The sequence below is a fragment of the candidate division WOR-3 bacterium genome (genome assembly GCA_039801725.1).
Taxonomy (GTDB): domain Bacteria; phylum Hydrothermota; class Tepidihabitantia; order Tepidihabitantales; family DTDR01; genus DTDR01.
Map to the genome: position 1 here is coordinate 1 of JBDRVE010000045.1, position 11,635 is coordinate 11,635.

At 30.6% G+C, this 11,635-nt stretch carries 8 protein-coding genes; 7 read left to right on the plus strand and 1 reads right to left on the minus strand.

What is annotated here, in order from left to right; all coding sequences use genetic code 11:
* Positions 1 to 149: 149 nt before the first annotated feature.
* The 6 genes from ABIK75_07695 to argF are packed head-to-tail and all read left to right on the plus strand — an operon-like array spanning position 150 to position 5,164.
* Positions 150 to 839 carry an HAD-IA family hydrolase gene (locus ABIK75_07695; GenBank protein MEO0090969.1) on the plus strand — a complete coding sequence of 230 codons (690 nt, stop codon included), beginning with the start codon at positions 150 to 152 and terminating at the stop codon, positions 837 to 839.
* The gene (gene acpS, locus ABIK75_07700) at positions 836 to 1,207 is read left to right on the plus strand and encodes a holo-ACP synthase (protein MEO0090970.1); all 372 of its coding nucleotides are present in this window, start codon (positions 836 to 838) and stop codon (positions 1,205 to 1,207) included. The genes ABIK75_07695 and acpS overlap by 4 nt, the downstream gene beginning before the upstream one ends.
* Entirely contained in the window at positions 1,183 to 2,112 is a 930-nt protein-coding gene (locus tag ABIK75_07705; GenBank protein MEO0090971.1) for a CdaR family protein, read from the plus strand. The genes acpS and ABIK75_07705 overlap by 25 nt, the downstream gene beginning before the upstream one ends.
* On the plus strand, positions 2,113 to 3,081 hold the full coding sequence (gene tsaD / locus ABIK75_07710; protein ID MEO0090972.1) for a tRNA (adenosine(37)-N6)-threonylcarbamoyltransferase complex transferase subunit TsaD: 969 nt from the start codon (positions 2,113 to 2,115) through the stop codon (positions 3,079 to 3,081).
* Positions 3,082 to 3,084: 3 nt separating this feature from the next.
* Positions 3,085 to 4,197, plus strand: a complete 1,113-nt coding sequence (locus ABIK75_07715; GenBank protein ID MEO0090973.1) for a cation diffusion facilitator family transporter — start codon at positions 3,085 to 3,087, stop codon at positions 4,195 to 4,197.
* A 37-nt stretch (positions 4,198 to 4,234) separates the two neighbouring features.
* Positions 4,235 to 5,164 (plus strand): ornithine carbamoyltransferase, encoded by a 930-nt coding sequence (gene argF, locus ABIK75_07720; GenBank protein MEO0090974.1) that lies wholly within the window; start codon positions 4,235 to 4,237, stop codon positions 5,162 to 5,164.
* Here argF and ABIK75_07725 read toward each other — a convergent pair.
* Entirely contained in the window at positions 5,126 to 5,926 is an 801-nt protein-coding gene (locus ABIK75_07725; protein MEO0090975.1) for a nitrilase-related carbon-nitrogen hydrolase, read from the minus strand. The genes argF and ABIK75_07725 overlap by 39 nt on opposite strands.
* Positions 5,927 to 6,071: 145 nt before the next feature.
* Here ABIK75_07725 and ABIK75_07730 point away from each other — a divergent pair, with 145 nt between their 5' ends.
* Positions 6,072 to 11,342, plus strand: a complete 5,271-nt coding sequence (locus tag ABIK75_07730; GenBank protein ID MEO0090976.1) for a sigma 54-interacting transcriptional regulator — start codon at positions 6,072 to 6,074, stop codon at positions 11,340 to 11,342.
* Positions 11,343 to 11,635: the final 293 nt, after the last annotated feature.

Consider the following 11,635-nt stretch of genomic DNA (forward strand, 5'->3'; position numbering starts at 1 on the left):
GCTGGTGCTGGTGTCAAGGACCATTTTCATATCCACATTGTTCCTCGTTGGCAAGGTGATACCAACTTTATGCCCCTTTTATGTGAAACAAAAGTTATCTCCGAACATTTAAGAACCACTTATGAAAAACTCCTTCCTTATTTTCAAAAATGATTAAGGGCGTAGTTTTCGATTTAGATAATACCCTAATTGATTTTGTCAAAATGAAGGATTTGGCGATTGAGGAAGCGGTCAATTATATGATTGATGCCGGCCTCAATATGGATAAAGAAGAGGTAAAGAGAGAGATTTATAAAATCTACGAAGAGAAGGGAATTGAGTACCAAGAGGTTTTTCAAGATTTTCTTTTAAAGAAGTTTGGTAAAATTGATTATAAAATTTTGGCTGCGGGAATAGTTGGTTATCGTCGGGCAAAGGATTTTAGTTTAGTTCCTTATCCCCACACAGAATATACCCTTTTGGAATTAATCAAAAGGGGATTAAAATTGGCGGTTGTCTCCGATGCCCCAAAATTACAAGCCTATTTAAGATTGTGCTATTTAGGATTTTTAAACTATTTTGATTGTGTGGTTGCCTATGAAGATACTCAAAAGAAAAAACCTGATAAAGAACCTTTTCTTCTGGTATTAAAAATGTTAAATTTAAAACCGGAAGAGGTGATAATGGTTGGTGATTGGCACGAAAGGGATATTATCGGTGCCAAATTGGTTGGTATGAAAACCGCCTTTGCCCGTTATGGTGATACCTTTAATACCAAAGAAAGTGGTGCCGATTACGAGTTAAACGATATTATTGAGATTATCAAAATTGTTGATGAAATAAATAGGCAGACAAAATGATTTACGGAATTGGTATTGATATTGTTGATGTGAAAAGGGTCGAAAGGATGGTAAAAAATCGCAAGAGAGAAAGTTTAAAGAAAATCTTTTCGGAAGAAGAGATTAATTATTGTGAGAAGTTTCAAGAAAAGAAATATCTCCATTATGCTGGTCGTTTTGCCTTAAAAGAGAGTTTTATTAAGGCAGCGAAAAAAACCTTTCCTTTAAGAGATATTGAAATAAAAAATATCAAAAAGGCTCCGAAAATCTTTGGGAAAGGGAAAGTAAAAGAGTTTTTAAAAGATAAAGAGGTCTATTCTTCAATCTCTCATATTGAAGATTATGCTATTGCCTTTTGTTTAATATGCCAAAAAGATTTCCAAGTTTAACTATTATTAGCATTCTCTCTGCCCTTGCTCTTTGGTTTTTGGCCGTCTTAGAGAAAGAGCACAATTTAGCAATAAAAATAAAAATAAAGATTGAAAATATTCCTCCCAGCCTTTTTCTGCTAAAACAATCGGCAAAAGAAATAACCTGTGAACTAAGGGGTAAGGGGCGAGATTTTTTAAATAACCAAAAATATCTAAAAGAATATAAATTAGATTTCGAAGAGATTTTTAAAAAACCGATAGAAAGATTTCCTTACCGTTTCCGTTTATATATTGATTTAGAAAAATTGAAGAATATCAAGGATTTGCAACTCCTTTCTTATTATCCTAATTATTTGGAAATAGAAATTGACAAAATCACCGAAAAGGAGATAAGAATAAAACCGATTTTTAAAGAAGAGCGGGAAGATTACTTTTTAATAAATATTTCGGAAGAGAAAATAAAAGTTAAAGGACCAAAAAGCGAATTAGATTTTTTAAAAGAGATATCTACTGAATCACTAAATTTGAAGAAATTAAAAATTGCCTTTGATTCATCAAAAAATATTTATTATGCCGAAGGAAAGGTCTTCCTTATTAACCCTGCCAAAGAGTTTTTTTCTTTTGAAAAAGAAGAGGTCAATTTAAAATTTTATTTCGCGAAGATAATTGAAAAAGAGTTTAAAAATATTCCGGTAATCCTCATTACCAATTTGAAAACAAAGATTACTCCCAAAACTTGCCATATTCTGGTGAGCGGCCCGGAAAATATTTTAGATACCTTACAAAAGAAAGATATCAAAGTGATAATCAACGTTGCCAATCTAACCAAAGGAAAGTATAAAATACCTGCGGAAATCCTTTTGCCCAAACAGGTATCTTTTAAAAAATGTTTTCCGGAAAAGTTTGAAGTAGAGGTTTTTTAAATGTTGATATTAGGTATTGATACCAGTTGTGATGAAACAGCGGTAGCAATAATAAAAGATGGTCGAGAGATTTTAAGCAACATTATCGCTTCCCAAGTAATCCATTCCAAATATGGTGGTGTAATTCCCGAAGCTGCTGCCCGAGCACACATCCAAACTATCTTACCAATAACCGAGATTGCTTTAAAGGTAGCAAAGGTTTCATTAAAAGATATTAATCTCATTGGTGTTACCAATGGTCCTGGATTAATTGGTTCTTTACTTTGCGGTCTCTCTTTTGCCAAATCTCTTGCCTTCTCATTAAATATCCCTTTTTGTGCGGTGAACCATTTGGCTGGCCATATTTATTCTTTGATTTTGGAATACGAAAATCTACCGTTACCAATGATTGTTCTATTAATTTCTGGTGGCCATACGGAGTTATATATATTAAAAGAAAATTTGGAATATGAACTTTTGGGACAGACATTAGATGATGCCTGTGGTGAAGCCTTTGATAAAGTTGCCAAGATGTTAAAAAAACCTTATCCTGGTGGTCCTTATATTGAAAGATTAGCAAAAGAAGGTAAGAGAAATATTTCTTTTCCTGTTCCAGTTTTAAAAGGCTACAACTTCTCTTTTTCTGGATTAAAGACAGCAGTTTTATACTACTTAAAAGAAAACCCCAATTATAATGAAAATGATGTTGCCCACTCTTTTCAGGAAACAGTAATTGATTATCTTATATTGGCGATTAATAAGGCATCAGAAGAGTTCAATATCAAAAATATTGGTATTGTTGGTGGTGTAGCAGTAAACGAAAGATTAAAAGAAAGAGTAAATTTGGTAGCCAAAGATAAACACTATCAGATTTTCATTCCGAGAAAAGAACTCTGTTTAGATAACGGCGCAATGATTGCCTGTGCTGCCTATTACCAATATCAAAAAGAAGGACCTTCGGATTTTAATGTGGAAGTTTTTGCCAACTAAACTATGACCGCCCGAAGAATAACAATAATCAGTATTTTCTTAAACATTATTTTATCTTTTTTGAAGATATTTTTAGGAATCTTCGGAAAAAGCCAAGCAATTGTCGCTGATGGTATCCATTCCCTTTCTGATTTGATTACCGATTTGGGAGTTCTTTTCTCCCTTTCTCTTTCCCAAAAAGAAAAAGATGTTACTCATCCTTATGGCCATTATCGGGTAGAAAATCTTGGTGCTTTACTTCTTGCGATTATTTTAATTGGAATATCTTTTTATTTAGGTTACAATTCCTTTATTACCTTTTTAAATATCTTAAATAAAAAGTTTCTAACCGAAATCTCTTCCTATGTATTAATCGGTTCTATTCTTACCATTATTTCCAAGGAATTTCTTTTTAGGATAACAAAAAAATTTGGTGAGAAATTAAATAACCCCTTATTAGTTGCCAATGCCTATCACCACCGTTCAGATGTTTTCACTTCTCTTGCGACAACAATTGGTATTTCTTTAGCAATTATTTTAGGTAAGGAATATCTTTTGTTAGACCCGATTATCAGTTTTGTTTTAATAATAATCATTTTAATTACCGGTATGAAAATTTTTATTAAGGAAAGCAAGATTTTAATTGATACTCAGATAGAAGAAAAAGAGAGAGAAAGGATTGAAAAAATTATTAGAGAAAGTGAAGGAGGTAGATATGCCCACGATATCCGAACAAGAAAGAGTGGTGGCAAAATCTTTATTGATTTTCATTTAAGTTTGGATAAAGAACATAATTTATTTTCTGCCCACGAACTTACCGAAAACTTAGAAAAAGAAATCAAAGAAAAAATAGATAATGTAGAAGAAGTATTTATCCACATTGAACCGAAAGAAGAGATAATAAAGAAAGAAGATTTAGAAAAAATAATTTACCAAAAATTAAAAGAGATAAAAGAGATTAGAGAAATAAAAAAAATTACCATTTTCCCTTTTTATGACGAATACCAAGTGGATTTAGAAATTAAAATTAAAAAAAATTATCCCTTGCCTAAAATCCATGAAATAATTCACAATATTGAAGAAAAATTAATAAAATTAGCATTCGTAAAAAAAGTGAATATCCATATTGAACCATAAAATTTGAAAAATATTGGATATTCTCTTATAATTCTTTATGAAAAAAGATTTAATCTCTTTAAGAGATTTGAACAAAAAAGAGATAATTTTTTTATTCAAAAAGACAAAGGAGTTAAAAAAGGTTTTTAAGAAAAAGAAATTCTTAAATTTGCTCAAAGGAAGGATTGGTGTCCTTTTATTTGAAAAACCTTCTTTACGAACTCGGGTAACTTTTGAAACTGCCTTAAAACAACTGGGTGGTGAATCTATTTATCTCAGTCCCAGTGATGTCCAAATGGGGAAAAGAGAAAGCGTCAAAGATATTGCTCAAAACCTATCCCGCTGGATAGATTTAATTATTGTCCGAACCTTCTCGCACAATATTACCAAAGAATTAAAAGAATACAGCATAGTACCGGTAATTAATGCCCTTGATGATTATGAACATCCCTGTCAGGCACTTGCTGATTACTATACTATTTGGGAAAGAGAAAAGAATTTAGAGAAAATAAAGTTGGGTTTCATAGGCGACGGAAATAATGTCTGCCATTCTTTAATGCTTGGTGCCAAAATTCTTGGTGTTAATATGATGGTGGCAACACCAAAAGGCTACGAACCTGCTCAAGAGATAACTGAATTTTCAAAAGAGAAAGTTATCTTAACTAATGATCCAAGAGAAGTAGTAAAAGAATGTGATTACATTTATACGGATGTCTGGGTTTCTATGGGTCAGGAAAGCGAAAAAGAGAAAAGAATAAAAGATTTCCAAGGATTCCAAGTTAATTCCGAATTATTAAAATTGGCAAAGAAAGATTATAAAATTATGCATTGCTTACCTGCCCACCGCGGTGAAGAGATAACCGATGAAGTATTAGATAGCGAAAACTCTATCGTATTAGACCAAGCAGAAAATCGTCTCCATATCCAAAGGACATTAATTCTCTATCTTTTAAATCTCATAAAACTCTCTTCTTCTATCAAGAAATAGATCATTTTTATCGGTTACTTTTTTATCTTTAGCCTCATTAATATTAACCTTAACTAATTTTAAGGTTTCTTCATTTTGGGCTTTTATTAAAATTTCACCTTTTGGTGAGATAACCTGACTTTTGCCTAAAAACTTCAATTCTTTATTCCCCCTTTTTTCTATTCCAATCCTATTTCCTAATATCCAAAATATACGATTTTCTAATGCCCTCACTTGTGTGATCAAGGGAGCATAAGGTAAAATCAGATTAGAAGGATGACAGATAATTTCTGCTCCTTTGATGGCTAATGTCCTTGCTGCTTCTGGAAAAAAATAATCAAAACAGATTAAAACCCCAATTTTTAAATTGTTATAATTAAAAACATCCAATTTTAAATTTCCTTTCGCAAAAAAATCTTTTTCATCTTTAAAGAGATGGATTTTTCTATATAAAAGATAACTTCCATCAGGTGCGACAATTAAGGCAGAATTATAATAACTGCCATCCTCCTTTTCTAAAAAACCACCAGCGACAATAGAATTATATGTTTGCGACAAATATTTTAAAAACTTATAAGTTTCGCCTTCTTTTTCTTCTGCCAATTTAGAAATCTCTTTTCTGTCTAAAAACAAATATCCGGTAGAAAAAAGTTCAGGTAATACAATTATTTTCAAAGATTTATTATTTTTTATATCCCTAAAAAGAGAATCGATTTTCCTAAAATTCTTTTCTTTATCCCCAAAACAAACTTCAAACTGACAAAAACCAAGATATACTTCCATAGATACTATTATAACTATTTTTTAATAAAAGTCAAAAGAATTAAATAAGAAATTGATTTTACATTACTTATAAAATTTTTGCGACAATTAAATTTGTCGCATTTTTTTATTGACTTATAAATTTTTTTAATTATAATATTTATATATGCCAGGCTTTAAAGATGGAAGCATAGTAAAGGATCGTTATCAAATTTTATCTTTTTTAGGAGGTGGTTTATTAAGCGAAGTATACAAGGCAAAGGATTTAATAAATGATCGGATAGTTGCTTTAAAAATTTTAAAGCCGGAATACAAAGATATTTCAGAATATTCCTTGCGACTTTCTAAGGAGTTTTATTTTCTAACCCATTTCAATCATCCAAATATCGTTACTGTTTTTGATTTTAATTATACCGAAAATTCTGTGCCCTTTTTCACAATGGAATATTTTGAAGGACTGCCGATTGATAAATTTTTCCCTAACGGTTATAATGAGGATTTACTTTTAGTGGTTATTGAAGTTTTAAAAGCCTTAGATTTTATCCATTCTTTTTCTGTGATTCATGGCGATTTAAAACCGGAACATATTCTTGTTTCAATGAAGATTGATAAATATGGAGAAAAAGAGCCAATTGTTAAATTATTAGATTTTGGATTTACTGAAAAGATAGCACCCCTATCAATAGAAGTTGGCGGCACAGTTGGTTATTGTGCGCCGGAATTATTAAAAGGAAGTTATATCGATCCACGAACCGATTTTTACTCTTTAGGAATTATCCTTTACGAAATTGTTACGCAAGAAGGTCCCAAAAAATATTCTGACAACATTTTGAAATTCTTAGAAATGATTATTAAAGAAAAACTTCCTTTCTGTGAAGAAATAGCAAAAAAGAATAACCTACCAATTCCGCCTAAGAAGTTTTCTTTATTAATTCATCGTCTCATCTCTTATAATGTCAACCGAAGACCAAATTATTCTTATGAGATTTTCGAAGATATAAAACCATTATTAAAAAAAGAGAAAGGGTTTGAATTTAAAACTTATCGAAAGAGTATAAACCCAACAAGTTTTATTGGTCGAGAAGAAATTTTAGAAAAATTAAAGAATCTATTTAAAGAAGTTAAAGAAGAAAATAAAAGCAAGGTTGTTTTTATTTTTGGTGATAGAGGGGTTGGTAAATCAAGGTTGGCACAAGAATTTAAATATTTTGTTCAAGTAGAAAATGCCTTAACTTTCAATTTCACCGGCGGCTCGCTTGGCGGGAGATATTTTTCTCTTTTAGAGCAACTTATGAGAACCTTCTCAATATATAACAAAGAACTCCTTAATTTTAAACTTGATTTGGAAGAATTGGATATCGAAACTGCCCAAAAAGAACTCTTAACTTTATACGAAATGATATTCCAAACAATTATTGAATTAAGAAAAAAAGAAAACCGACCAATTTTCTTATTCTTTGATGATTTAGAATTAATGGATGGACTTTCTCTAAATCTCTTCCGTTATATTACTTATGGTTTAGAAAAAGAAGGAATTTTTGCATTAGCCTGTGCCTTAAAGGAAGAACGTCTGAAAGAACTTACTGATCTCTTTAAGAAGCGAGAAACATTTTCTTTAATTGAACTTTCGCCTCTCAATGAAGAAGAAACTTTTCTTCTAATTAAAGATTTACTCTCTTCTTGTGCTGATTTAGAGCAACTGAGCAGTGCCTTATATAACCTTACCGGAGGCAATCCTTTATTCATAATTGAAACTATCCACCATCTTTTAGAATCAGAAATATTAACTTTCACTAATGGGACATTTAATTATGACAAAAAGAGATTTGAGGAATTTTTGAAAGACTTTACTGCCTATCCGACAAACATTTCAACTATCATCAAAAACCGTGTTAAAAGATTATCAAAAGAAGAATTAGAAATTTTAAGAATTGGTGCCCTTTATGGCAAACCCTTTCCCGAAGAACTTATTAAAAAGGCATTAAATTATCAAGAAGATTTTCTCTACAAAAAACTTCAAAATTTAATAAGTAGCAATTTCTTAAAACCAGTAATTTCTGAAAAAGGAGGAAAATATTATTTCTCTTCTAAAGTATTAGAAGCGGTCATTCAGGAAGGGATATTTTACGAAGAGAGAAAAATCTATCACCAAAAGATTGCTAACGTTTTAGAATTATTAGAAACAAAGGATAAAGATGAAGTTATTTTTGATTTAGCCTTCCATTATGCCCAAAGTGAAAATCAACCTGAGGCATTATATTACAGTAGTTTAGCAGCAGAAAAGGCAAAAAATTTATCATTATTTAAAGAAAGTCTAATTTTCTACGAACTGAAATTAAAATTCCTACCAAAAACTGCCAAAGCAATAGAAAGGATTAACACTATGGAAGAAATTGGTCAACTCCGAGAATTATTAGGATTATATAACGAAGCGATCGATATCTATAAACAAGCAATCAGCGTTGCTTTTAGTGATAAAGAAATTTTAGAAGAAAAAAGTATTATCAGTAAGTTTTTAAGAAAACAAGGAGTAGTTTCTCTTTATTTAGGAAAATACGAAGAAGCGATCAACTACTTTGAAGAAGGATTAAATTTTGAAAAAGGTTTAAAAAGTGAAACGGCGATAAAAATATTAACTGATAAAGCCTTTGCCTTGATTAAAACTAATAGATTGGAAGAAGCAGAAAAAATCTTAGAAAAGGCGCTCAATTTAAGCAATAATCTAAGGAAAAAAGAAGAAAGGAAAGTTAAAGCAAGTATTTATTATAATTTAAGTGTGTTGTATTGGCAAAAAGGAGAAATTGAAGAGGCATTAAGAATAATCAAAAATGTGATAGAAAAAAAAGAGGAAGTCCCTCCGATAATTTTAACTCGAATGAATCAATTTTATGCCACTTTACTTTTTACGAAAGAAGATTTGGAAGAAGCAGAAAAAATATATAAAAAATCTTACCAGGAGAGTTTAGAAAGGAAATCAATGGCAAATATTATCTCTTCAGAAATTGGATTAGGAGCAATTTCGGGAGCAAAAAATGATTTTGATAAAGCAAGATATTATTTTGATGAAGCCTTAAATAAGGCAAAAAGAAGCCGAATGATTGAACAAGAAAGAACTTGCTTAATAAACCTTGGTTATTTATATTCTTTTTATGATTGGCAAAAAGCCGAAGAGATTTATCAAGAATTAATAGGAATCTATGAAAAACAACCAAAAGATTATTATTATTATAGTTTAAGTTTAAATTATCTTGAACTCTTGATTAAAATGGGGAAATTAAAAGAGGCAGAAAATTCTTTAAAAACCTTAGAAAATGCCAAAGAGATAATTGAGAAGTTTAATTTAGAATATCATCTAAATAAATCAAAAATTATCTATTATCTGGCAAAAGGTGATTTTTCCCAAAGTCATTTTTATTTTGAAGAACTTAAGAAATTAACAAAAAACAAAGAGGAAAATATTGACTTTCAATTATTTTCTGGCGAATTTTATCTCCTTTTCGGTGAAACCCAAAAGGCAAAGGAATGCGCAGAAAAAACTTTATCAATGGTTTCTGATAAAAAAGATATTTTTGTTTATCTAAATAGTGAAAGACTATTGGGAGTATGTGAAATGCTTTTTGGCAAATTGGAAGAAGGAAAAGAAAGATTATTTTCGGTTATTTCTCAATATAAAAAATTGAATATAAAATATGAAATAGCAAAAACATTACTATTTTTAATCCTTGGCTATAAAAAAAATCCCGAAATATCTACTTTTATATTTAGTGAGACAATAGAATTTAAGATGTTAAATAATAAAGAATTACAATCTTTAAAATCTTATTTGGAAGAGGCAAAAGCAATATTTGAAGATTATAATGCAAAAATAGACTTAGAATTTATTGAATTATTAGAAAAACAGGTCCAAAGAATTGAAAAGAGCGGTGTCTTAAGAGTTTCAGAAAAAGCCCAATATTTAAAAGTCTTTTATCAGATATCAGAGATTATTAATTTAGGTATTGAAAAAGAGGATTTCTTTGAGAAAATTATTGATTTGACAATCGATGCGACAGGTGCTGAAAGGGGAATCCTCTTTTTATTTCACCACGATAAACTCACTCCTGTCGCAGCAAGAGCAATTGACCATTCAACATTAGAAGATGCGACACAAATCTCAATGACAGCAATTAAAAAGATAAAATATGTACCAGAACCAATTTTAGTAAGTGACGCTTTAAATGACCCAAGATTTAAAAATGCCCAAAGTGTGATTTTAAACAAAATCCGTTCATTATTATGTGTTCCTTTAAAAACCAACGAAAAAATTATTGGCGCAATATATTTAGATTCCCGAATAACTTCCCATATTTTTTTGGATGAAGATAGAAGTTTATTGATGTCGATCGCCAATCTTCTTGCTGCGACAATTGATAAATCAAACATTTTTACCCGCATCCAAACAGAAGCAATTGTTTCTCAAGAAAGGTTAATTGTTGATGAAAAAACCGGCTTCATATTAGGAAAATCTAAACAAATGAAACAGATTTATGAACTGATAGAAAAAGTGGCACCTGCCGAGTGTACCATTTTACTTACCGGAGAGACAGGAACAGGGAAAAACGTCCTCGCGGAATATATCCATAATAAAAGTAAAAGAGCCGGTAAAAAGTTTTATACAATTAATTGTGGTGGTTTAACCGAGACACTTTTTGAATCAGAACTTTTTGGTCATGTAAAAGGAGCATTTACGGGCGCAGTAAGAGATAAAGAAGGACTATTAGAAATGGCTGATGGCGGAACAATATTTTTAGATGAGATTTCTAATATTCCTTTAAACACTCAACCAAAAATCTTAGAATTTTTAGAAACAAAAATAATTAGAAGAGTTGGAAGCACCGAAACGAAAAGGGTTGATGTGCGACTTATCTGCGCTACCAATAAAAATTTAGAAGAAGAAGTAAAAAAAGGAACATTTAAAGAAGACCTTTATTATCGAATAAATGCGGTAACTATTCATCTCCCACCATTAAGAGAAAGAAAGAGCGATATTCCTTATTTTGCCAACCATTTTCTAAAAAGATTCTCCCAAATATATAATAAATCAATTATCGGCTTTGATGATTCAGCAATGGCGGTATTATTAGAATACCATTGGCCAGGAAATATCCGAGAACTCCAAAATTTAATCCATTACGCAGTTGTGGCCACAACAAAGAAAAAAATATCAATAGACGATTTAATAAAAATTAAACCACAATTTTCTGAAATAGCACAAAAAATAACCGTTGAAAAAGTAAGCAAGAAAACCCTATCAAAAGAAGAGATAACCGAAGCCTTAAAAAATACTAAAGGAAATGTTAGCCATGCCGCACAACAACTTGGTATCCATAGAAGACAACTACAAAGATTGATAAAAAGATATAATATTGACCGAGCACAATTCAAAGAATTAACATAATTGTCGCATTTTAAAAATTATTAATTTTACATAACTTACAAAATTTTAAAACAAATATTATAAATTTCTGTCGCATTTATAGTTTTAAAAATTTTTTTGATTTCATAAGTCATTGATTTTAAAAAGATTAATTTAATTCTGTTTTGGCATAAACAATGTAATTATATCCCTTGAACTCAAAAGGGAGGTTAATATGTTTGGAGTATTTGTACCACCTCCGCCTCTACCTTGCCCTCCAAAGTAGAGGCAAAATCTCCGATAGATAGGGGGCAGTAAAAACTGCCCCCTTTTTT